At 48.3% G+C, this 22,826-nt stretch carries 26 protein-coding genes and 3 riboswitches; of the genes, 20 read left to right on the top strand and 6 right to left on the bottom strand.

Annotated elements, in window-relative coordinates; genetic code table 11:
- Window positions 1–63 precede the first annotated feature (63 nt).
- A riboswitch (SAM riboswitch) is annotated at window positions 64–167 on the bottom strand.
- A gap of 205 nt (window positions 168–372) precedes the next feature.
- A riboswitch (SAM riboswitch) is annotated at window positions 373–474 on the top strand.
- Window positions 475–544: 70 nt separating this feature from the next.
- The 6 genes from KNQ18_RS13035 to KNQ18_RS13010 all read left to right on the top strand — a co-directional run bounded on the left by KNQ18_RS13035 (window position 545) and on the right by KNQ18_RS13010 (window position 4,990).
- Window positions 545–1,735, top strand: a complete 1,191-nt coding sequence (locus KNQ18_RS13035; protein ID WP_029340724.1) for a 2,3-diketo-5-methylthiopentyl-1-phosphate enolase — start codon at window positions 545–547, stop codon at window positions 1,733–1,735.
- Window positions 1,732–2,391, top strand: a complete 660-nt coding sequence (locus tag KNQ18_RS13030; protein WP_215085096.1) for a 2-hydroxy-3-keto-5-methylthiopentenyl-1-phosphate phosphatase — start codon at window positions 1,732–1,734, stop codon at window positions 2,389–2,391. Before KNQ18_RS13035 ends, KNQ18_RS13030 begins: the two co-directional genes overlap by 4 nt.
- A complete protein-coding gene (locus KNQ18_RS13025; RefSeq protein ID WP_023467033.1) occupies window positions 2,388–3,008 on the top strand; it encodes a methylthioribulose 1-phosphate dehydratase in 621 nt (206 codons plus the stop codon). The genes KNQ18_RS13030 and KNQ18_RS13025 overlap by 4 nt, the downstream gene beginning before the upstream one ends.
- Window positions 3,009–3,024: 16 nt before the next feature.
- Complete coding sequence (locus KNQ18_RS13020) at window positions 3,025–3,561, top strand: 1,2-dihydroxy-3-keto-5-methylthiopentene dioxygenase (protein WP_023467032.1); 537 nt, start codon at window positions 3,025–3,027, stop codon at window positions 3,559–3,561.
- A 124-nt stretch (window positions 3,562–3,685) separates the two neighbouring features.
- The gene (locus KNQ18_RS13015; RefSeq protein WP_215085094.1) at window positions 3,686–4,174 is read left to right on the top strand and encodes an arsinothricin resistance N-acetyltransferase ArsN1 family A; all 489 of its coding nucleotides are present in this window, start codon (window positions 3,686–3,688) and stop codon (window positions 4,172–4,174) included.
- Between the two features lie 60 nt (window positions 4,175–4,234).
- Window positions 4,235–4,990, top strand: a complete 756-nt coding sequence (locus KNQ18_RS13010; protein WP_215085092.1) for an MBL fold metallo-hydrolase — start codon at window positions 4,235–4,237, stop codon at window positions 4,988–4,990.
- 67 nt (window positions 4,991–5,057) lie between these two features.
- Here KNQ18_RS13010 and KNQ18_RS13005 read toward each other — a convergent pair whose 3' ends face one another.
- Complete coding sequence (locus tag KNQ18_RS13005) at window positions 5,058–5,696, bottom strand: pentapeptide repeat-containing protein (RefSeq protein ID WP_215085090.1); 639 nt, start codon at window positions 5,694–5,696, stop codon at window positions 5,058–5,060.
- 175 nt (window positions 5,697–5,871) lie between these two features.
- Here KNQ18_RS13005 and KNQ18_RS13000 point away from each other — a divergent pair, with 175 nt between their 5' ends.
- The 8 genes from KNQ18_RS13000 (at window position 5,872) to KNQ18_RS12965 (ending at window position 12,425) form a co-directional block, all read left to right on the top strand.
- The gene (locus KNQ18_RS13000) at window positions 5,872–7,194 is read left to right on the top strand and encodes a Y-family DNA polymerase (RefSeq protein WP_058714034.1); all 1,323 of its coding nucleotides are present in this window, start codon (window positions 5,872–5,874) and stop codon (window positions 7,192–7,194) included.
- Window positions 7,178–7,507, top strand: coding sequence for a YolD-like family protein (locus KNQ18_RS12995; protein ID WP_023467027.1), 330 nt, complete (start codon window positions 7,178–7,180; stop codon window positions 7,505–7,507). Before KNQ18_RS13000 ends, KNQ18_RS12995 begins: the two co-directional genes overlap by 17 nt.
- A gap of 51 nt (window positions 7,508–7,558) precedes the next feature.
- Window positions 7,559–8,371: a ZIP family metal transporter gene (locus KNQ18_RS12990; protein ID WP_023467025.1), complete on the top strand. Its 813-nt coding sequence runs from the start codon at window positions 7,559–7,561 to the stop codon at window positions 8,369–8,371.
- Between the two features lie 357 nt (window positions 8,372–8,728).
- Entirely contained in the window at window positions 8,729–9,565 is an 837-nt protein-coding gene (locus tag KNQ18_RS12985; protein WP_149426781.1) for an undecaprenyl-diphosphate phosphatase, read from the top strand.
- Between the two features lie 107 nt (window positions 9,566–9,672).
- On the top strand, window positions 9,673–10,266 hold the full coding sequence (locus KNQ18_RS12980; RefSeq protein ID WP_050677130.1) for a LemA family protein: 594 nt from the start codon (window positions 9,673–9,675) through the stop codon (window positions 10,264–10,266).
- Complete coding sequence (locus KNQ18_RS12975; protein ID WP_149426780.1) at window positions 10,263–11,000, top strand: TPM domain-containing protein; 738 nt, start codon at window positions 10,263–10,265, stop codon at window positions 10,998–11,000. The genes KNQ18_RS12980 and KNQ18_RS12975 overlap by 4 nt, the downstream gene beginning before the upstream one ends.
- Before the next feature lie 18 nt (window positions 11,001–11,018).
- Window positions 11,019–11,282, top strand: a complete 264-nt coding sequence (locus tag KNQ18_RS12970; protein ID WP_251133417.1) for a DUF1294 domain-containing protein — start codon at window positions 11,019–11,021, stop codon at window positions 11,280–11,282.
- Window positions 11,283–11,462: 180 nt separating this feature from the next.
- Window positions 11,463–12,425, top strand: a complete 963-nt coding sequence (locus tag KNQ18_RS12965) for an EAL domain-containing protein (protein WP_055970200.1) — start codon at window positions 11,463–11,465, stop codon at window positions 12,423–12,425.
- 48 nt (window positions 12,426–12,473) lie between these two features.
- On the opposite strand, the gene KNQ18_RS12960 is transcribed toward KNQ18_RS12965, so the two are convergent.
- Complete coding sequence (locus KNQ18_RS12960) at window positions 12,474–13,499, bottom strand: iron-containing alcohol dehydrogenase family protein (protein ID WP_215085088.1); 1,026 nt, start codon at window positions 13,497–13,499, stop codon at window positions 12,474–12,476.
- 132 nt (window positions 13,500–13,631) lie between these two features.
- On the opposite strand from KNQ18_RS12960, the gene KNQ18_RS12955 reads away from it, so the two are divergent.
- Window positions 13,632–14,447: an aldo/keto reductase gene (locus KNQ18_RS12955; RefSeq protein ID WP_064300617.1), complete on the top strand. Its 816-nt coding sequence runs from the start codon at window positions 13,632–13,634 to the stop codon at window positions 14,445–14,447.
- A 111-nt stretch (window positions 14,448–14,558) separates the two neighbouring features.
- Here the strand turns inward: KNQ18_RS12955 and KNQ18_RS12950 are convergent, their stop codons facing one another.
- The 3 genes from KNQ18_RS12950 to KNQ18_RS12940 form a co-directional block, all read right to left on the bottom strand.
- Window positions 14,559–15,302 carry a general stress protein gene (locus tag KNQ18_RS12950; protein ID WP_215085086.1) on the bottom strand — a complete coding sequence of 248 codons (744 nt, stop codon included), beginning with the start codon at window positions 15,300–15,302 and terminating at the stop codon, window positions 14,559–14,561.
- Window positions 15,303–15,430: 128 nt separating this feature from the next.
- Window positions 15,431–15,748 carry a DMT family transporter gene (locus tag KNQ18_RS12945; protein ID WP_023467016.1) on the bottom strand — a complete coding sequence of 106 codons (318 nt, stop codon included), beginning with the start codon at window positions 15,746–15,748 and terminating at the stop codon, window positions 15,431–15,433.
- Window positions 15,745–16,074, bottom strand: coding sequence for a DMT family transporter (locus KNQ18_RS12940; protein WP_149426776.1), 330 nt, complete (start codon window positions 16,072–16,074; stop codon window positions 15,745–15,747). Before KNQ18_RS12940 ends, KNQ18_RS12945 begins: the two co-directional genes overlap by 4 nt.
- Window positions 16,075–16,343: 269 nt before the next feature.
- On the opposite strand from KNQ18_RS12940, the gene KNQ18_RS12935 reads away from it, so the two are divergent.
- Both KNQ18_RS12935 and KNQ18_RS12930 read left to right on the top strand, forming a co-directional pair.
- The gene (locus tag KNQ18_RS12935) at window positions 16,344–16,898 is read left to right on the top strand and encodes a GNAT family N-acetyltransferase (protein ID WP_133208350.1); all 555 of its coding nucleotides are present in this window, start codon (window positions 16,344–16,346) and stop codon (window positions 16,896–16,898) included.
- A gap of 141 nt (window positions 16,899–17,039) precedes the next feature.
- Window positions 17,040–19,595 (top strand): C40 family peptidase, encoded by a 2,556-nt coding sequence (locus tag KNQ18_RS12930; RefSeq protein ID WP_251133416.1) that lies wholly within the window; start codon window positions 17,040–17,042, stop codon window positions 19,593–19,595.
- Window positions 19,596–19,653: 58 nt separating this feature from the next.
- Here KNQ18_RS12930 and KNQ18_RS12925 read toward each other — a convergent pair whose 3' ends face one another.
- Window positions 19,654–19,947, bottom strand: a complete 294-nt coding sequence (locus KNQ18_RS12925; protein ID WP_029340705.1) for a putative quinol monooxygenase — start codon at window positions 19,945–19,947, stop codon at window positions 19,654–19,656.
- 77 nt (window positions 19,948–20,024) lie between these two features.
- On the opposite strand from KNQ18_RS12925, the gene KNQ18_RS12920 reads away from it, so the two are divergent.
- The 3 genes from KNQ18_RS12920 to KNQ18_RS12910 all read left to right on the top strand — a co-directional run bounded on the left by KNQ18_RS12920 (window position 20,025) and on the right by KNQ18_RS12910 (window position 22,824).
- A complete protein-coding gene (locus tag KNQ18_RS12920) occupies window positions 20,025–21,203 on the top strand; it encodes a M20 metallopeptidase family protein (protein WP_215085084.1) in 1,179 nt (392 codons plus the stop codon).
- A 62-nt stretch (window positions 21,204–21,265) separates the two neighbouring features.
- Window positions 21,266–21,369: riboswitch (SAM riboswitch) on the top strand.
- Window positions 21,370–21,463: 94 nt separating this feature from the next.
- Complete coding sequence (gene msrA / locus KNQ18_RS12915) at window positions 21,464–21,994, top strand: peptide-methionine (S)-S-oxide reductase MsrA (RefSeq protein WP_023467010.1); 531 nt, start codon at window positions 21,464–21,466, stop codon at window positions 21,992–21,994.
- A gap of 230 nt (window positions 21,995–22,224) precedes the next feature.
- Entirely contained in the window at window positions 22,225–22,824 is a 600-nt protein-coding gene (locus KNQ18_RS12910) for a winged helix-turn-helix domain-containing protein (RefSeq protein ID WP_064300613.1), read from the top strand.
- Window positions 22,825–22,826: the final 2 nt, after the last annotated feature.

Genomic DNA, 22,826 nt, shown 5'->3' with positions numbered 1-22,826 from the left:
TGTGATACACGAAAAAGCGCCTCTTTTCGTCATCGAAAAGAGGCGCAGAAAAGTCACTGCGTCCTCTTATCTCTCAGACGAAACGTCTGTTGGATGTAGCACCGTGCCTAGTGGTCGGTTGCTGCGGCGTCATCGGGCCAATTCCCTCTGCCAACTCGCGATAAGAGTCGTATGTAGTTGTCGTGTGTGATATTGATTTGAATCTTACGCAATCGACTTCCTCGCTGTCAAATCGAAATCAAGCAGAAACGGACATCATTTTTAAGTCATCTATAGAAAGAGTATTTTCAAAAAAATAAATTTTCTAAAAATAGTTTGACAAGTGGCGATTCTCATGTAAAAATTGCAATTAGATTTCACAATTTCATCCAATTCTTATCAAGAGCAGACGGAGGGACAAGCCCTACGATGTCGCAGCAACCGACCTTTTGGCACGGTGCTAATTCTTGCAGCTACTAAGCTGACAGATAAGAGTCCACGTTCGAATCATTCATGGTCTCTTGTCGCTGACGAGAGACCATTTTTTTGTTGAAGGAGGAAAGACATGGCTTATATCACTGCTACTTATCAATTGACTGCCCGTGATCGACTCGAGCAACGCGCTGAACAACTCGCGCTTGGTCTGACAGTCGGTTCTTGGACGGAACTGAATCATCTCGAACAACAACAACTCGCCTCGTTCAAAGGGGAAGTCGTACATACCGAAGAGCGCGATGGCAAAGGATATATCACGATTCGTTATCCAGAACATAACGTGTCGCGCGACTTTTCTGCGATTCTGACGACCGTCTTCGGGAAACTCTCACTCGACGGTGAAATCAAACTAACAGAATTGCTATTACCCGATACATTTACGTCGGACTTTCCAGGTGCGAAATTCGGGATCGAAGGGGTCCGCTCCTTGATTGGTGTCGAAGATCGCCCATTATTAATGAGCATCTTCAAAGGAGTCATCGGACGGGATTTATCGTTCCTTCGTGATCAACTCGAAGGACAACTCGCTGGTGGGATTGACCTCGTCAAAGACGATGAGATCCTATACGACAATCCGTTGACACCGACGATTGACCGGGCACGAATCGGACGTGAGGTCATCGATGCTCACTTCCACCGGACCGGTAAACGTGCGTTATATGCGATCACACTCAGCGGTCCCGTCTTTACGCTCAAGGATCAAGCCAAGCGATTGATTGATGCTGGAGCGACCGCATTCTTGCTGAATACCTTCACATACGGACTCGACGTCTTACGCGAACTGGCGAGTGATCCGGAAATCAACGTTCCGATCTTCAATCATCCAGCATATAGCGGTGCGTTGATCGCTAGCCCGAATCACGGAGTCGCAGCTCCTGTCTTACTCGGCACATTACCGCGTGCTGCTGGAGCAGACTTGACGCTATTCCCGTCTCCTTACGGCAATGTCGCTTTGCCAAAGGATGTCGCCCGTGGCATCGCGGTCGAAGCGACCCGTCTCGGTCAGACGAAATCGATCTTCCCGGTTCCTTCAGCCGGTATTCATCCTGGACTCGTCGCTCAACTCGTACGGGACTTCGGTATCGATTCCGTCATCAACGCCGGCGGCGGCGTACATGGTCATCCGCAAGGTGCTGCGGCTGGTGTCATTGCTTTCCGCCAGGCGCTCGATGCGGCACTCGCAAATGAATCCCTATCGGCGGCAGCATCGCGTCATGAAGAATTACGGATCGCCCTTGACGCTTGGGGGATCAAGTCATGACCGTACGGATTCTTTGTGACTTCGACGGTACGGTGACGACGCAAGATAACATCATCGCACTCATGCAGGCATTTGCGCCAGCTAGTGACTTCGAACCGTTGAAACGCGGCGTACTCGACCGGACGCTATCGATTCAGAGTGGTGTCGGGCAAATGTTCGCACTTCTGCCGTCTGACGGAAAAACAGCCTATCTTGACTTTTTGTTGGAGCGTGCAGTCATTCGCGACGGATTTTCGGAGTTACTTCAGTACAGTCGTCGTCAAGGAATCGATTTTTCGATCGTCAGCGGTGGAATGGACTTTTTCGTCGAACCGATCTTAGCGCCATTCCTTGAACAAGAACAGATTTACTGTAACGTCGCCGATTTCAGTGGTCCATTCGTCCATATCGATTGGCCAAACGCCTGCGATGCCCATTGCACGAACGGGTGCGGCTGTTGTAAAACGTCCGTTGCCCGGGCATTGCGCAAAGACAATGACGTCATCATCGTCATTGGTGACTCGGTGACGGACTTCGAACTCGCGAAACAAGCGGATCGTGTCTATGCCCGTGATTATCTGATCACGTTGTGTGAAGAGAACGATATCGCCTATACACCGTTTGAGACGTTCCACGACATCGTTCATGATTTAACACGAGCGGAGGTGACAACATGACATTCATGCGACGGTATGAAGAGCTACGCGCCATCAAACAAGAGCTTGCGGCGCGCGATTGGTTCCCTGGTACGAGTGGCAATCTCGCCATTCGGACGTCCGGTGTCCCGGTTGAATTCCTTGTGACGGCAAGCGGAAAAGATAAACGGCAGACGACTCCTGACGACTTCGTTCATGTCGATGCGACCGGTCAATTGATTGGTGAGCAATCCGGGCGTCCTTCCGCTGAGACATTGCTCCATGTCGAAGTGTTCAATCGAACGGACGCCGGTTGTTCTCTGCATGTCCATACGATTGCGAACAATGTGATTTCGGAACTCTATGGCGATCAAGGCAGCATCACCTTTTCCGGTCAAGAAATCATCAAGGCACTCGGACACTGGGAAGAGGATGCGACGGTCACGGTACCGATCATTCCGAATCATGCGGACATTCCGACGCTTGCCGCTGCTTTTGCACCGCATGTCACAGCGGACAGTGGTGCCGTCCTGATCCGCAATCACGGGATCACGGTCTGGGCACCGACCGCCTTTGAAGCAAAGAAACACCTCGAAGCCTTCGAGTTTTTATTCAATTACACGTTGACGTTGCAATCATGCCGTCAATCCATTCATTAAAAGGAGGAATCATCTCATGGCAACAGTCTTATTCCAAGAAACAAACACACGGTATACGGATCAAACGGAAGTCGCTGACTTCCTTGCGTCACGCGGCGTTCTTTACGAACAGTGGGACGTTTCGAAACTTCCAGCGCCTCTCGTTGAGAACTTCACACTGACGGATGCAGACAAACAAACGATTCTCGATACGTTCGCTCCCGAAATCAAAGACGTATCAGAACGTCGTGGGTATCAGACAGCTGATATCATCTCACTTTCGGATACGACACCGAACCTTGATGAGTTGCTCGTCAACTTCCAGAAAGAACATCATCACACGGATGATGAAGTTCGTTTCATCGTCAGCGGTCATGGCGTCTTCGCGATCAAAGACGAAGAAGTCGGCTACTATAACATCGAACTCAATCCTGGTGATTTAATCTCCGTTCCTGTTAACACACGCCACTACTTTACGCTTCAAGACGATCGTAAAGTCGTCGCTGTTCGGATCTTCGTCACGACAGACGGCTGGGTTCCGATTTACGAGAATGAGACGTCAACGGTCTCTTAAGATCGATAAAAGCGCTGTTTTCCTTCATATGAAGGGAATCAGCGCTTTTCTTATCGCACAAACATATCACTACATTGATACGTAACCGATATAATGAAGGAAAAGCGATGAGGAAGTGAGCGTCATGCATATTCGTCCCGTAATGGAACACGACTTACCAGCGATTCTCGCCATCTATAACGAAGGTATCGAAGATCGGATCGCAACGCTTGAGACCGACCAAAAGGACTTATCCTTCATGACCCAGTGGTATGCGGAACGCACCGATCGATATGCTGGATATGTCGCTGAAGATGACACAGGTGTCCTCGGCTTCATTTCCCTCGATCCGTATAATCCGCGTCCTGTCTACGCATCCGTCGGTGAGATTTCGGTTTATATCACTCGGACACATCGTGGACAAGGGATTGGCACACGTTTGCTCGAAACGATTGAACAACATGCCCGTGATCATCAGATGCATAAACTCATTCTCTTCACCTTCCCGTTCAATAAAATCGGACAAAAACTCTATATCCGCTCCGGGTTCCGGATCGTCGGAACGTTTAAGGAACAAGGACAGTTGAACGGCGAATATGTCGACGTCATGGCGATGGAGAAACGCTTGCGATAGGATTCATTGAATGCCAGACAGGGAATAGTCAATCCGAGTCATTGAGAGAGGATGAACCTAATGGATATTCAACAAATTCGTAATGCAACACTCGTTGTCACGTATGCCAATCAAGTCTTACTGATTGATCCGTTCCTCGGCGAAAAAGGCAGCTTGCCTCCCTTCGGTCAAACACCAAATGCCGTCACCAATCCACTCGTCGACTTACCGGTCGATGTCAAGACACTGCTCGATCCTGACGCTGTCTTCGTCACGCATCTGCATGCCGATCATTTCGATGATGCTGCAAAACAACTTCTACCCAAGCATTTGCCACTCTATGCGCAGCAAGAAGAAGACGCGCAGCAAATCCGAGAAGCCGGCTTCACGAACGTCTCTTCCTTCGATTCCGGTGTAACGATCGGTGATATCCAGGTCCATCGAACAGGTGGACAGCATGGTGTCGGTGAAATCGGCGAACGGATGGGACGTGTGTCTGGGCTCGTCCTCACCCATCCGGACGAACCGACACTTTATATCGCAGGTGATACGATCTGGTGTGACGAGGTCGCGCATGCGATCGAACAACATACGCCCGATATCATCGTCGTCAACAGTGGCGCCGCCCAGTTCTTGACGGGAGAGCCGATCACGATGTCACAGCGTGATCTCCTTGCGGTACACGAAGCGGCGGCGGAAGCGACGATCATCGTCTCGCACCTCGAGTCCGTCAACCACTGTCTCTTGCGACGTGATATGATTGCTGACTTTTTAACTGCTTTCCATCTCTCTGCCCATTTCCTGATTCCAGAGGATGGCGAAACGATGTCATTTTAAGAACAGTAACTTTCATTAAAAAGAAGCCCTTGTTTCGAATATCCATCGAAACAAGGACTTCTTTTTGTTATGGGATGACGAGACCTAACAAACGAGCAAAGGCAACTGCTTGCTCTTCCGTAATGACAGCACCTGGTAAAAATCGCGGATCGATCGTAATACCAGAGAGTTCCGTCTGCCGGAGGTCAAGACCTTTTAACGGTGTTTCAATCCATTGACTATCGGTAAGCCGGACCGCTTCGAGTTTCCAATGGGTCGGCTTCACTTCGAAGAACTGTGCTTCTTTCATCGTCGTTTCGCTCCAGTGTTGATGACGGACCGTACAGCGAATGAACTGTACGTAATCCGCAAGCCCTTCCTGAATCGTTAAATGGTCCAGCGTACAATCTTCGAACTGAACACCCGTCATCCGGCATCCGACGAAGGACACACGGTGAAAACGAGTTTCTTGGAAGTGACATCCGGTTAAGTCGCATTGCTCAAAACGAATATCTTCGAACGAACCACGGTCAAAGGTAAGATTCGCGAACGAGACATTTTGAAAACACACTTGATAGGCATCGATGCGTTCTGTCAGTTCACTCGGTATCGACTCTTTCTCATAACGCGCTCCTTTCAGATACGGATCATCGATTTCGACTTGATCGAAGGTCTCTGACTGAAGCGTCTTCGGTAATTCTGGTAAACGGATAACAGTCTCTTTCAATAAAGGTTCCCCCTTTTTTCTCTCCCTTAGTGTACCAAACTCCTTTTATATGAGGAGAAATCGTTCGAATTCCCCTTTTTCAACAGTTTTTATTTTGAGACACTTTGAGACCATGCTATAGTCAAGGAAAATCAAAATAAGAACATACGTTCTTTTATGTAAAGGAGTGATTCAGATGTTTCCTTCCGTCGTTTTACCACAAGATAAACGGATTTTTTGCGTCGACAGTGTGTCCTTCTACGCCAGCTGTGAATGCCAGTATCGCAATCTCCCCCCCTTGACGACACGCCTGGCGGTCGTCTCCGATTTAAAACGAAGCGGGTCCGTCATTCTCGCTGCCACCCCTGCCTTAAAAGCACTTGGAATCAAGACAGCCGGTCGATTATATGAAATCGAGCAATTGCCATACGCTGTTCGTCGTACGATTCGACTTGTCGAACCACGTATGCTCGCTTATATGAAGACGTCGATTCGTGTCCTGGATGTCCTGCACCAATTCGCCCCACCTGAAGCCATCCGCGTCTATTCGATTGACGAAAGTTTCATTGACATGACCGGAACCGATCGCCTATTTGGTTCCGACCTGCAAGCTGCCCTCAAAATTAAAGAAGCAATCCTGAAACAGACCGGCATCCACGTCCGGATCGGGATTGGTCCAAATAACGTCATCGCGAAACTGACGCTTGATTTAATCGGGAAAAAAGAAGGCATCGCGCGATGTGGATATGCTGATGTCGCACGACGTCTTCATGATTTTCCGATTCGAAAGATGTGGGGAGTTGGACATCGCATGGAACAACATCTGCAGATGATGGGGATTGAAACGATCGGTGATCTTGCCATGCGCCCCGTTGAAGAGTTACACGAACGCTTCGGTGTCATCGGTGCCGAACTGTGGCATCACGCTTGGGGACTCGACGCGTCACCGACACTGCTTCCCCCGCGTCATCTGTTCGAGAAAGCCCCTCAACGGACGATCGGACACGGTGTGACCTTAATGCAGGACTATTATCAGTTCGAACGCATCCGGAATGTGCTCAATGAACTGGTACAGGATGTTGCCGCACGTTGTCGCTTTTCGAATCAAGTCGGCTGGACCGTTCACATCGGTGTCCGTTATTCTCGAAACGTCGTCCGAAGTGGTTTCTCCCGTCAAGTACGGTTGCCTTATCCGACATCCGATGAACGAATCATTCTGCGTCACGTCTTACAATTGTTCGAACCGAATTGGCTCGACGGAGAACCTGTTCGTTTTTTATCCGTCGCAGTGGGGCATTTGACTGCCGATCAAGGCACCTTACAGTTGTCTTTGTTCGAGGATAATGCGCGGCTCTGGAAACGACGACGGTTATTAAAAGCAATGGATGTCGTCAACCTCCGCTACGGAAAAGGAACGATTCGCCTCGCTGTCTCGTTTCTTGATACGAGTGTCGCCAAACGTCGTCTTCGTTTCGTCGGCGGTCATCCGGGAGGTGATCTTCATGACAGCGTATCGTGATCGAGGAAATTTAAAATGGATTCCTTTTCTCATGCCGGAACATTTGCAACTGTTGCGGGAATATTATGTCCAGATGCATCAGCTCGACTTGCCTGAAATTGATGAACAGTTGCAAGAATCATGGCACTTTCTGCTTCAAGAAGCTTTAATAGAAGGAAACGAACTTGAAATCACGTATTATAAGGAAAGTAGCTACGTGACGGTCGTCGGTTTCGTGGAACGACTAGAACCCGAACGTTCCGTTCTCTTTCTGCGCGGACGTGAAGTCATTGAAATTCCCTTCACACGAATCGTCCGGATCGAAAACGGGTAAGCTCTCATACAGATGGATGCTTTAAATCGTCCCCGGAAAGAAGGAATAGTCATGTTGGATTGGTTTACTTCCCTCCCCGTCGTCGTGCAAGCATTGCTTGCCGGAATGATGACGTGGGGGTTAACCGCACTTGGTGCGGCACTCGTCTTCGTCTTTACGACGATTGAAAAACGCGTCATGAACATGATGCTCGGTTTTGCTGCCGGCGTCATGATTGCCGCGTCGTTTTGGTCGCTGCTTGCTCCTGCGATCGAGTTCACGGAGCAGGATGGAGGAATCGCCTGGATTCCTGCCGCCATCGGTTTTCTCGCTGGTGGATTTTTCGTCCGTCTCCTCGACTTCGTTACGCCGCATTTGCACTTATCTGCACCACTCGAGACAGCGGAAGGTCCTTCGACAGGACTCAAGAAAACGACGTTACTATTTCTTGCGATCACGTTGCACAATATTCCCGAAGGTCTTGCGATTGGTGTCGCTTTTGGCGCCGCTGCCTTAAACATGGACGGGGCGACCGTCGCCGGTGCCTTGACGCTCGCACTCGGTATTGGGATACAAAACATGCCGGAGGGAGCTGCTCTATCGATTCCACTACGCGGTGAAGGAATGTCGCGTCGGCGCGCCTTCCATTACGGTCAATTGTCAGCAATCGTCGAACCGATTGCCGCGATGGTCGGAGCAGCCGCGGTCTTCTTCGTTCAACCGCTTCTACCGTATGCGTTATCGTTTGCTGCCGGAGCGATGATTTTCGTCGTCGTCGAAGAATTGATTCCGGAATCACAAGCAGAAAACGGATCCGATTTAGCAACGCTTGGTCTGATGGTCGGGTTTACGGTCATGATGATTCTTGACGTCGCTTTAGGATGATCCCGTTTCAAAACGAGTAGTGGACGATACTGTCTCCTGCTCGTTTTTCTGTTTGTAGATCCAGACATATTCCAGTGAAACCAATCGATTTGAAGTTTTTCTGACCTTGTGTCCTAACAGAAAGATTCCCTTTTCCTTCATGCCGTTTTAGTATGAATGAAAATGACCGGATTTCCTGATCTATCCGATGATACCTAAATCCATCTATTATCTTATCCAAACGAATTTAAATCGGACAACGCGTCTTACACATACGATCGTCTCTCAGACCTGCGCCCGATATTCCAATTAGTTCTATCTCACAAGAATAAAACATGATATGTTTTTAACTAGCACATCATATAGAAGGAGATTATCATGACAATCATTGAACTTTTAAAAGCGCTCTTACTCGGTTTCGTCGAAGGGATGACGGAATTTGCACCGGTCTCTTCCACAGGTCACATGATCATCGTCGATGACATGTGGTTGCAAACGACCGATTTTCTCGGTAAATATTCGGCGAACACCTTTAAAATCGTCATTCAGCTCGGATCGATTCTTGCGGTCGTCGTCGTCTTTTGGAAACGCCTCTTCAGCTTGATCGGTTTGTATAAGATTGAAGGCGAACACGACGCATCAGGGACACACAAATTAAAGCTACGTCACGTCTTGATCGGTCTTCTACCAGCAGCTGTTCTCGGATTGTTATTCGAAGATTTCATCGATGAGAACCTCTTCTCGATTGAAACGGTCATCATCGGTCTTGCTGTTGGTGCCCTCTTGATGATCGCAGCCGATAAATTCGGACCAAAGGAACCAAAAACGACATCGCTTGATCAGATTACATATCGCCAAGCAGCACTCGTCGGTCTGTTCCAATGTATTTCACTCTGGCCTGGCTTCTCCCGCTCAGGTTCAACGATTTCCGGAGGGGTCTTCCTCGGGATGAATCACCGGACGGCAGCCGACTTCACGTTCATCATGGCTGTACCGATCATGTTCGGTGCTAGTTTCCTTTCGCTCGTTAAGAACTGGGAGAACATTCAACCGAACCACTTCGCATTCTATGCTGTCGGTTTCGTTGCGTCGTTCGTGTTTGCCCTCTTATCGATTCGCTTCTTCTTGAAGCTGATCAACAAGATCAAACTCGTTCCGTTCGCCATCTACCGTCTTGTCTTAGCAGCTATCTTAGCTGTCATCGTCTACATGTAAGTTCAAACCGTTAGCTATTTTAGCTGACGGTTTTTCATTTTTTTGAAACTAATTCAGTCGCTTAAGGGTATATAGGGATGAGACATAACTAAAGGAGTGAATGCCACATGGCACGCAGAAGTCGGAGTACATCAAAACTCCCATTAATCATCGGAGTCGTTGTTGTCGCCGTGATTGCCTTTTTAGCAATCGGACAATACAACAGCCTCGTCAATGTAGAAGAAGATGTATCGAATAAATGGTCGCAAGTCGACAACCAAATCAAGCGTCGTGCGGATTTGATTCCGAACCTCGTTGAAACTGTTAAAGGTGTCGCGGGTCAAGAAGAAAAAGTATATGGAAAAGTCGCAGAAGCCCAAGCGGGTCTTGCGCGTGCTGCGTCAACTGAACAACGGATCGAAGCCGACCAACAAGTCACGTCTTCGCTTCGGGGATTGATTGCCTTGCAGACGACTTACCCGGAACTTAAATCAAGCGAACGATTCCAATCCTTGATGGACACGCTGGAAGGAACAGAAAATCGTCTAGGGATCGCCCGCAAGGATTACAATGATGCTGTAACCCTCTACAACAAAAAACGTCGGAGCTTCCCAACGACACTTTACGCATCCGCCTTCGGATTCGAGAAAAAGCCGTATTACGAGATTTCAGACAGCGACCGGGAAAATCCGACCGTCGACTTTAACAGTGATTCGAAATGATTCGGCGGTGGACGCGACTTCTGTTGAGCGCGTTCCTCGTCTTCTTCCTCTTCGTTCCAACAGCTAGTGCCGTTTCAGAACGGACGGGAGCAGCCTTCTTCATTCAGGATGATGCTCAGCTGCTCACCCCTTCGGAAGAAGCCGAACTCGCGCAACTCGGTCAGGAACTCGAACAATATACGACAGCACAAGTCGTCCTCAAGACGGTTCCCGATCTAAAGGGACAGGATTTAAGCTCTTACGCCAATGAAACGTTCCGGCGCCAAGGCATCGGTCAAGAAGGAAAAGACAATGGTGTTCTTGTCGTCGTCGCTCCGAACGAAAAGGATCGCCAATTCCGGATCGAGGTCGGTTATAAACTCGAAGGGATTTTGACAGACATCACAGCCGGACGTATTCTCGATCAGTATGCTGTTCCTTACAAGGAAAACAGTGAGTATGGAAAAGCAGCATCCGAAACATATAAAGCGGTCGTCAGTGTCATTTCAAAGGACCAGTCGCTTGAGTCACAGGATCCTCCGAAAACACAAAATGACGACGGACTTCCGCTTTGGACGAAGATTCTGATCGGTGCTGGATTACTGATCTTATTGTTCCTCGATATGAAGTTCACCGGTGGTATGTTCTTCTTTGCGATTTTGAACATCTTCTCCGCGATCATGCGTGGTGGCGGTGGAAATGGTGGCAGTCGCGGTGGTGGCGGAAGTTCCGGCGGTGGTGGTGCCGAACGGTAGAAAAGGAGTCGTTTTTTCATGAGGATCATCTTAGGGTATTACCTCCTCCTGACACTCATCGGATTTGTATCGATGTGGCAGGATAAACGTCGGGCGCGGCAACATGCTTACCGAACACCCGAAGCGACACTATTGACGATTGCTTTCCTCGGTGGTGCGCTCGGTTCTTGGATCGGTATGTACACAGTTCGGCACAAGACACGGAAAGCGAAGTTCCAATGGCTCGTTCCAATGGTTGCTGTCTTGCATCTCACTTTCTGGTTTGTTTACACTTCACAATGAAAGAATGTGACCGATAGAGGAGAGAACGTACGGAATTGTGTCCGTCGTTCCCTTCTCTTTTTTGTATGAGGTCAATGATTATGAAGAACAGGTTTAATTTCTTTTTCTCTTAGGGTAAAGAATTTAACCAATTTAATAAATACATCTTTTTTTGATGTACTGAGAGGTGGACATCCCTTTATGTGGCATCCTTGCGCCGAATGTACGACATCAATCCGTTTCGTTGAAGCGGGAGCACTCCATATTCAATCACCAACGCCAGAAATTTATTCCTATCAATCGTTCGAACAGCTCGAACAGCTACTGACATCGCTCTTACGTGTAGCGGATTATCCGGTGTCGTGTCGCGCCACACAATCGCGTTATGTGACAGCACCCATCCTAGCTTCAGCACTTCTAGAACAACTGAAGCATCGGTCTGCGATTGATTTCATCCAGCATGGGGTCATGACAAGCCATTTACAACCGATTTATGATATCCAGCGCAACGTGCTCGTCGCGAACGAAGCCTTATTGCGAGCAGCAGATGATAACACGCCTATCTCGCCTGGTGTCTTGTTTTCGACGGCCTCGAAGATGGGACTTCATTCCCGTCTTGATCAGCGGGCGCGTGAAGAAGCCATCCGTGCGACGCATCATATCGGTGGCACAACAAAAACGTTCATCAACTTTCTCCCTTCGACGATCTATAATCCGGAGTACTGCCTGCGCCATACGTTTGAGATCGTCGAACGTTATCAAGTCGATCCGAGTCGGCTCGTCTTCGAAGTCGTCGAAACGGAAAAAATTGAAGACGTCAACCATTTGAAACACGTCTTCGAACAGTATAAGAAGCAAGGCATTCAAGTAGCACTGGACGATGTAGGCGCTGGTTTCTCGACACTCGATATGTTGTCCTTGCTTCAACCGGATTATATTAAAATTGATCGTTCCTTCATCGATCACTGCGATACGAACTCAGAAAACGAAGCCTTTTTACGAAAAGCCCGTCATCTGACACGAGAAATGGGGATTCAAATCTTAGCGGAAGGCATCGAACGGCAAGAAGAACTCGATCTTTGTCGCGAACTCGGCTTCGATCTTGGTCAAGGATACCTACTCGGTCGCCCTGCTCCTTATGCTCGCTTTGCGAAAGCACAATAAAAATACGCACATGGACCGTCTGATTCGGCACATGTGCGTATTTTTATGTTAAGTCGTCGAAACGGAAACCGTCTCGTTCCGTGTAATAGCATCAACTAGTTGTTCCACTGACACGATCGGACGCAACAGACGACACAGTTCCTCTTTCGATGTCCGTAAAGCAAGTGTTTCGACGACATCGAGCGATAATGCGAAGTCTGCGAGTGCCGTCGGCTGTTCTTGTGCAAGAAGATAGTCACGCAACTCTTCATAATCATCATCATGTCCGAGTAGCTTCTCCTGAACGAGTAGTCCATAACCGACCTTACTCCCGTGTAAAAACGCGTGTGTTTCCGGATGAGGAGATAACGCGTTATGCATTGCGTGTCCGATTGCACCACGCGTCGCCGCGTCACCAAAACCGCCGATACTTCCAGCTAACGGAATGACCGTTTCGACGAGATGTTGCATTTCAACGGGATACTCACGAAAACGCGTTTCCGTTATATTCGTCGACAAGATAAGATCCTTACAACGTTCAGCTGTTCGAAGCGCCATCTCAATGACGGGATCTTCAGCTGATGATCCGCTTAAGGCACGTGCTTCATACCACTTCGCTAGCGTATCGACGAGTCCGGCTACGAAATAATCATACGGACTCGCTGCGATGATCCGATGATCGAGTAAAAGAGCTTCAATCACGACGGGAAACGTATCAAATCGGATGTACTGTCCCTCTTCGTTATACATGACACTGAGCGGAGTCCACGGAGCACAGTTCGAGACGATCGTCGGAATGACGATGATCGGGCGTTGTAATTGAAACGCGACTTGTTTTACCGTATCGATGACACTCCCACCTCCGAGCGCGAGAATCACATCGTATGGAGCACATACCTGTTTGAAAGCTTCCACCTGTTGATCCGTACAATGCCCTTCAAATAAAAAACGTGGTAATGCTGGTAAAGCAAAAGCGGCTGCTTCATAGGCTTGACGTCCATGAATCAGGACTGCTGAACGATCACCTATCACTTCTTCGAGTTGATCGAGTGCGTGTTGCTCATGTATGTATTGTAAAACAGCTTGTCGAATCACAGGATCGCCTCCTAATATTTGTTATCGCTCAGTATACGCAAAAGAACTCACTTCGGCAATCATTCGATTTTTACAGGAGGAGCGCGTACACTAGAAAAGAGAAGAATTTACTACAAAGGAGTCGATGAATCGATGCAACAGATTACGTTAAATAACGGCATCAGCATGCCCCAACTCGGATATGGTGTCTTTAAAGTACCGGAAGAAGAAGTATATGAAGCGGTCAGCGAAGCACTCCGCGCCGGGTATCGTTCAATCGATACGGCGATGATTTACGAGAACGAAGAAGGTGTCGGTCGTGCGCTGCGTGACTCGGGCATTCCCCGAGAAGAGATCTTTCTAACGACGAAAGTCTGGAATTCCGATCACGGCTATGAAGAGACACTTGCCGCTTTCGAGACGAGTCTGCAAAAGCTTGGTGTCGATTACGTCGATTTGTACCTGATTCATTGGCCGATGCCAAAAGAGGATCGTTATGTCGAGACATGGCGGGCGCTCGAACATCTCTATGCAGAAGGAAAGACGCGTGCCATCGGTGTTTCGAACTTCCATATTCCGCACTTGGAACGAATTTTAGCCGAAGGATCAATCGTTCCTGCCGTCAATCAGATTGAACTCCATCCGTTCCTTAGCCAAGAAGCGATCCGAGACTTTTGCCGCAAGCACGGTATCGTCGTTGAAGCTTGGAGTCCGTTGATGAAAGGACGCGACGCGTTAACGCATCCGGTCATCGTCGATATCGCCGATCGTCATCAGAAAACGCCAGCTCAAGTCGTCCTCCGTTGGCACTTGCAACACGATATCGTCGCGATTCCGAAATCTGTCACGCCAAGCCGCATTCGCGAAAATCTTGATGTCTTCGACTTCACCTTGTCAGACGCTGATATGCAAGCCATCGATCAATTGAACGCCAACGTGCGTACAGGATCAAATCCAGATCATAAATAAGGCGAGACGCTTCTCGTTTAATCTCCATACAAAAAGAAGGTACCTTTCGGAATTGATCCGGAAAGTACCTTCTTTGATGATGACCCTGATGCGTGATTCTAATCTATTATTTTAGCGGTCTAAATTATTTCCATGGTCTTGCTTGGCGATGTCATCCGATTGATGTTTCGATTGACGATGTTCTTCGCCGTCTTGCGTTGCATCATGTTCTTTTTCCTCGCGTTCTGTTTCCGGCCGGCGGAAATCGTCATCCCGACGCATCGCGATGTCCGGTTCCCGGTTCCCGTCGAGTTTTTTTGAATGATCGATTGCCTGCTCGTCTTGCGGCATCTTATCCGTACCGGCACGGTGCAAATCAATCTCTGCATGCTCTTCCTTCGAATCTTTATCAACATCAAGCGGATTACCGGAGCCGAGCTGTGCATTGGAGTTCGCATCTGATGACGTATGCGTCTCTTCGCCACTACCATAACGGACTTTTACATCAGGATGCGTATTATCTGTATTTAAATGTGGATCGAACTGGATGTCTTGGACTTCAAGTAAAAGAACGAAGCCCCCACCTTCGACTTCCGTTTTGCGTTGTTCGATTTCATTGTCTGATAGATCAAGTGACCCGAACAGATCATCGACTTCTTGATCACGACCTTTGTTCCCACGAATCCGATCAATCCAAGACGGTTTCGTCGTCGCGATTTCTGCGTCCATTTGGCTACGGACGAGTGCGATGTTCGACTTCTCCTTGACGATGACGTAGAAGTCTTCCTCCCGGTGTCCTTGAATGTGCAGTTCGTCCATTTTTGAAATCAATTCTTCCTCTGAATAGAACGTTCCGATATATTGTTTTGTTTTCATGGATGTTCTCCCCTTATTAACACGATTTGTCATGCGTGACTTCTATAAGGAGTATTTCCTCTTTTGCGTTAAAATATGCCAAAAAATATGCGTTCCGTTAAAACGTCATCTGTTTGACATGTAAACAATCATTCGCCGACGAGTTTCAGACCAATCGTCGCACTTAAGACGAGACCGATACAAACCAGTCGCTTCCAGTCTTTTGATTCGTTATAGAGCACCATGCTGAGAATCGCACCGCCCGCCGCTCCGATTCCCGTCCATACCGCATACGCCGTTCCCATCGGTAAACCATTCATTGCAAGCGTTAAGAATAGGAAACTGAGTCCGAATCCTGTTCCCATCAACAGTAGATTCTTCGCATTCTTATTTTGATTGAACGTATTGATCAAGACGACACCAAACATCTCAAAGATTCCGGCAATGATTAAATAAATCCAACTCATGCTGATTTCTCCTCTCCACTGACTAACTTCAGACCGATGACGCCGACCAGTAAGACAGCGATCAATGCTAATTTCATCACGGAAGCCGCTTGATCGAATAACACGATGTCCGTCACGACCGTCCCTGCCGTTCCGAGACCGACGAAGACAGCATAGACCGTTCCGACCGGTAAATGGTTACTCGCTTTGATCAGCACGGTAAAGCTAACGATGATACAGACGATCGTTGCAGTCCACTCAAGTGGTGTTGCCGCATGTTTTAATCCAATGACCCAGCCGACTTCAAAACATGCCGCGACGATGATCCCAATCCAATACTTTGCCATAGTAATTGCCTCCTGATAGGTAAATTCAAATGAAAAAGCCCGGGAGTAAGCGAGATGATTCGCTTTACTCCCGGGCTTTTATCCCTCCGTTGCATGGACAAACGTCCATGTTCCTCCCTCGGTCCAGCCGTACGGAACCCTAGAGGATACTCCCTATTCCATTCGATACAACCACCCTAGCACGCCCTTTTTCCCGTGTCAAACAGGAATCCGTTCCCCATCTGTCAAATAGAATCAAAGTGACTTCATCTGAAAGAGGAGGATGCTGCATGCGTTATAAAATCAATGATCAACTTCGGATTCGTCGTTTTACACCAGAAGATGTAGAAGCGGTTCACGCCTATGCCTCACAACCCATCGTCAGTCAATTCCAATCATGGGGACCGAATACCGAAACGGATACGAAACAATTCCTACACGATGCGCTTGAAAGTGAACTCGAGACACCAAGACGTCGTTATGTCTTTGCTGTGACGTTTCCAAGTGACGTCGTCATCGGTGCCGGTGAACTCGTCATCACAGACGTTGATAATAAAATCGCCGAAATCGGATACGTCCTCTCGCCTGATGAATGGGGGAACGGATACGCGACGTCGATCGCCTCTTTCCTTCTCCAATTCGGTTTCGAAAAACTAGAACTACACCGAATCACGGCAACGTGTGACCCACGGAACGTCGCTTCCGAACGTGTGTTGCAAAAGGTCGGCATGACGAAGGAAGGACAGCTTCGCGAGACGGTCTATCTCGAAGACCACTGGCGCGATTCCTTGATTTACGGCATGCTTGACTGGGAATGGCAAGTGGATCACGAAGAAGATAACTAACATATGACTTCAAACGGTATGCCGAGGCATACCGTTTTTTTATGGACAATCTCCTATTTTTTTGATTTTTATCAATTTTTAAACAAGCGCATGCTACACTATTCATAATGACAAATTTTAAGAATTGGAGTGAACCTCTTGATGAAAAAATGGACTGCTCATGTTGCTGGACTTGCCGCAACGTTAATGTTGAGCTCGGTTTTACCCGCACCCGCTTTCGCTGAATCGCCACCTGCTCAACCGACGGCAGAAACACAAACAGTCACCGAGACGATCGGAACGGCTTATTTGAAAGAGGATGCTGCGTTGCTACAAACGGCTGATTCCGCAACGGTCATCCAACAACTACCAGCAGGAACGGCATTCAAGACACTCGGCACGGACGGTGACTTTACCCGTGTCAGTTGGCAAGAAGGCGCTGCTTATGTCGCAACCAACGCGTTAACGCAAACAGCACCTGTCTTTCAAAAACAAGCAACACTGACGTCGAAAAGTCCACTCTCATTAGTTGCTTCACCATTTGATTCCACCGTCGTGACGACACTTCCCGCCTATCAGCGAATCGATACATACGGCACTTTCGACACGTTCACACGTCTGAAATGGAACGAGCAATACGTCTACGTCTCTACGACACAACTCGAGCAACTTCCAAAATTAGTTGGAACGCGTTATGCCAAACGAGCGACTTCTCTTTTCGTTGAACCGAAGACGACGAGCGCGAAGTCAGCTGTCACTCAAAATCAAGCATTCGAAACGTTCGGTACGACGGGTACTTTTACACGCGTGGCCACTAAAACGGGTTACGCCTTCGTATTGACGGCTGATTTAGCTGATGCGCAGGTCGAAAATTATCCGGAAACAGGACTGCGTTATGCCAAACGAACGACTTCTCTTTTCGTTGAACCGAAGACGACGAGCGCGAAGACAGCTGTCACTCAAAATCAAGCATTCGAAACGTTCGGTACGATCGGTACTTTTACGCGTGTTACGACTAAGACGGGTTACGCCTTCGTATTGACGGCTGATTTAGCTGATGCGCCGGTCGTGAACCATCCGGAAACCGGGCTACGTTACGTCCAACAGCAGACGACGGTCTATGCTACTGCGACTACGAAAGGAAAAGTCGTACAATCGATTCCTGTGAATACTTCGCTTCAGACGTACGGCATCGAGGGGTCATTTACACGAATCAAACGAAACGACGAGTATGCCTATGTGTTGACGGCACATCTCGGTACGTTGAAATACTATCCGAAGACTGCACGCCTCTATGTTCAGCGCGTTACGCCAATCTATTCGGACGCCAAATCTTCAAGTCCTGTCTTAAAGCAACATCAAACGAATACGCTGCTGACGGTGTATGGCACAAGCGGTACCTATAGCCGGATCATCTTCCGTGGAGTTCATGCTTACGTCAAGACAGCTGATCTCGGTACTGGAAAAGTCTATGCATCAACCGGGACACGATACGCGAAACGCAACTTGTCCGTCTACACGTCTGCTTCGACGAAGAGCAAAATTATGTATTCCGTCAAACGAGCTGACAAACTAACGGTTTACGGCACAAGCGGTAGTTACACACGCTTGAAAAAAGGATCGGTCTACGGCTACGTCAAGACGACGGATCTCGTGACGAAAAAGCCGGATCTGTATGACGTCACTGGTCAACGCTATGTGACGGAAGACGATGTCGTCATTCGTTCGCAGGCAAAACTTTCGAGCAAAAAAATCGGCACACTAAAAAAAGGTACCTCGATTTCGATCTACGGAAAAAGCGGTTATTATACACGCGTCAAATATAAAAATGCCTTTGGTTTCGTCGATTCGAGTCGTATCGGACTGAACAAGCCGACGGCAAAAGCAAAAAAAGGCACGACATTTTATGTCCACCTGGACCAGACGCCACTCTTCTCTGCCGACGTTGCTTACAGTCGCCCAGCTGCCTATTTGAAGAAAGGAACAAAACTGATTGGTCTGAAATCGATTGATGATGACTTTTGGCAAGTTCGCCTGGCAAATGGTCAAACCGGTTATGTCCTCAACCCTTATATCAGCACGAGCAAACCCGATATGGGAATGACACAAAAAGCGATCGACCGGGCGAAAATCTATACGGTCAAACAGACGACGTCGTTCTTTGCGAGTCCGACAAGTCCAAAAGGCAACGGACTCGTTGAACAAGGCAAACGGGTTTATCCGCGTCATCGAGTCGGAAACTTCTATGTCATCCAGTCAGGCTGGACACCTGTTTATCTTCCTGTATCCGCTGTGACGATCACGTCCGATAAACGGGTCGTTAAAAAGAATAATACGCGTGGTGAAAAGCTGATCCAAGCAGCCGTTCAACATATCGGCACACCATACACATGGGGTTCGCAAGATGCCGTGAACGGTGGTTTTGACTGTTCCGGTTTGATTCACTATGCGACGAACAAGGCTGGAAAATACGGTGGTCGGACGAACGTTCGTGGCTACTGGTACGGTGCTTTCTTTACGAATCGCCGGACGAGTATCTCGAGTGGTAAACGCTCGGATATCGTCTTCTTCCAGAATACCTACACGGATGGTCCATCGCATATCGGGATCATGCTCGATAGCGAACACTTCATCCATGCGGGCGGTTCACAACTTCAAATCAACTCGATTTATGAACCGCGTTGGCAAGAGCATTTCCTCGGATTTAAATCGATGTAAGACAAAAAAAGACGAATCCGTCGAAATCGACGGGTTCGTCTCTTCTTATCGCAATACGTTAAAATGTCATCTCGACGTATTTCGTTACTTGTCGATCCATCAAGTATAACTCGATCTGTTCACGGTAGGCTTTATAGTGATCGGATGCGATATGCGCTTCAAGTGCCTCTTCATCCCGATACACTTCATACAGCATGAATTGATGCTCATCCTCGATCGATTGATGTAAGGAATAACGTAAGCACCCTTCTTCTTTTTGTGAGGCATGATAGACCGTTTGTAGAATCGGGAAGACTTGATCCGCAAGTCCTGCTTTGATTGTAAGTACAGCGTTGACGACGATTTCTCCCATGTTTCATTATCCCCTTTCGTGATTACCTGTATCTGTACCCATTTTCACGAAAAGACACACGTCAAAGGAGCTTGAAGATGCAAACTCAACTTTTTGAAGCACTTGAACAATTCGAACCGACGATGATCGCGTTACGTCGTGATTTTCATCGACATCCGGAACTCTCTTTCCAGGAAGTCCGCACACCAGAACGAATTGCAAACTTTTACGCGGAGCAGGGCATCCCTTATCAAACAGCCGTCGGAGGTCGTGGTGTCGTCGCGACGATCGAAGGCAAACAGCCTGGTCCGACGATTGCGGTCCGTGCAGATTTCGATGCTTTACCACTTCAAGAAGAGACGACGCTTGCCTTCCGGTCGATCCATCCCGGTGTCATGCATGCTTGCGGGCATGATGGTCACACGGCAATGGTGATGGCCCTGGCTGCTACGCTCTATCCGTTACGTGATCAATTGCAAGGAACGATTCGAATCATTCACCAGCATGGTGAAGAGGTCTTTCCCGGTGGAGCCGTCCAAATGATTGAAGCCGGTGTCCTCGAAGGTGTCGATGCGATTTTTGCGACACATCTCGAAAATGATTTACCGGTTGGTACGATTGGGTTTCGGGAAGGACATACATTATGTGCGATCGACGAATTCGAAATCATCGTTCATGGTCAAGGCGGGCATGCCCAAGCACCACATAAAACAAAAGATGCGCTCGTCGCTGGAGCGCAGCTCGTCTGTAACTTACAGCATCTCGTTAGTCGACGGGTCGACCCGTTCGAGCCGGCAGTTCTTGCAATTGGTTCTTTCCATGCGGGAACGGCGCCGAACATCGTCACGGGTGAAGCACGCATCGTCGGTGAAATTCGGACGTTCAATGAGACATTGCGGCATCAGCTCCGGCAAGAAGTCGATCTTGTCGCCAAAACGACATGTGCCGGCATCGGTGCTACCTATTCAATCGACTTCACGACGGGTTACCCGGCGCTCTGGAATCATCCGGACGAGACAAAACTTGTTCAGGAAGCCGCTTCTTTCTTACCGGAAGCATCCGTCCGGGCACTCACACCAATGATGGCTGCGGATGACTTCGCGCATTATCTAACACATGTCCCGGGAAGTTATTTCTTCACTGGCTCCGGATATACGGACGGTCGCGTCAACTATCCACAGCATCATCCGCAGTACGAAATCAACGAACAGGCGTTGTTGATTGGTGCGAAGACACTCGGAGCGACGGTTTTACGTGCCTTAAAACCTAAGGATTGACTTTATTTCTGTGTGAATGGTATCATCACAACAATGATAACGAATGACATCAACTTCATATACCCTTATCAAGAGTGGACCGAGAGATCTGGATCGATGACGTCCCAGCAACCTGCGCATAGCAAGGTGCTACGACCAGCAAAGCGAAAGCTTTGGTTGATAAAAAGCGGCGACTCCTTTTGCAACCAAGCGAAGGAGTCGTTTTCGTTTTCTCGCTGTCAGACATACAATGGGGATTTCCCACGGAGAGGAAGAGACAGATGGAAAAAGCAACATTTGCAGGTGGATGTTTTTGGTGCATGGTGACACCGTTTGAAGAATTACCAGGAATCGAGGGAATCGTATCAGGTTACATGGGCGGACACGTCGACAATCCGACATACGAGCAAGTCAAAACAGGAACGACGGGACATCTCGAAGTCGTCCAAATCACGTTTGATCCGAGCCTGTTCCCGTACGAGCGTCTGCTCGAACTCTACTGGCCACAAACGGATCCGACGGATGCAGAAGGTCAATTCCAAGATCGCGGCACGCAGTACGCACCAGCGATCTTCTATCATACGGATGCACAGCACGAAGCAGCGATCGCTTCCCGTGACGCCCTTGCTGCAAGCAATCGTTTCAAACAACCGATCGTGACGCGGATCGATGCCGCTTCTGAATTTTATCCGGCGGAAGAGTACCATCAAGACTTCCATAAGAAAAATCCAGAACACTATAAAAAAGATCGTGCTGCTTCTGGTCGCGATGCTTTCATCGAGCAGGAATGGAAAGATACGACGACGGTCTAATCACTTCGAACCATATACAGTAGCTGAAACTGATTTCAAACATCTCGTTCTTACCCTACTTTCAGTAAAAAGTGGAGGATGATCGAGATGTCGTGGAATCAGTTTTTTTTGTATGTAAAAAAATGATGTCTTCTTTACCAACACCCTTACATAAATTTGTAATCGTTTACAAAATAAGCCTTTTGTTTTACGGTTAATAAAAATTAACCGGTTAAAAAGGAGATCAGTGCATGGAACAAAAAGCGATTCACATGTTAGAGAACTATGAACAGTTAAAAGTGATCAGTGATCCGTTACGAACAAAAATCCTCATGTTTCTCGTCGAAAAACCACACACGGTACATCAGTTAGCCCACTTGCTGACGTTATCCCGCGCGAAGGTCCTCTATCACGTACGGGAACTTGAAAAGCATGACTTGATTCGTCTCGTCCGTACGGAAGAACAGGGCGGCAATCTATTGAAATACTATCAAGCGATTGCTCGAGGATACATTCCTGCCGATCATCTACTGAACTTCGTCGAGACGAATGAAGCGACCCGGCAGTCGTATCTTGAGGTACTAGACCGGGCAAAGACACGCGTTCTTACGGCTCCGACAGCTACTTTTTCTCCTTCATCTTCGAACATCGAGGACTGGATGAGCTTATCACTTCAAAAGGAACTGGCGATGTCTGAAGCCGATTTTCGGCAGTTTGCTACAAAATATCGTGCTCTATTGGACGAGTTCACACGGTCCCCTTCACTAGACAAAAAAGATAAAAAACACTTCTATATCATGACGACTGCCTTTGCAATTGATGAACCACTATTTGAGAATGACGACGTCTAAAC

This window comes from Exiguobacterium sp. s78, from assembly GCF_018618985.1.
GTDB lineage: Bacteria > Bacillota > Bacilli > Exiguobacteriales > Exiguobacteriaceae > Exiguobacterium_A > Exiguobacterium_A abrahamii.
Note: the sequence above shows the minus strand (reverse complement) of the source record. Positions and strands in the feature narration are given on the sequence as shown.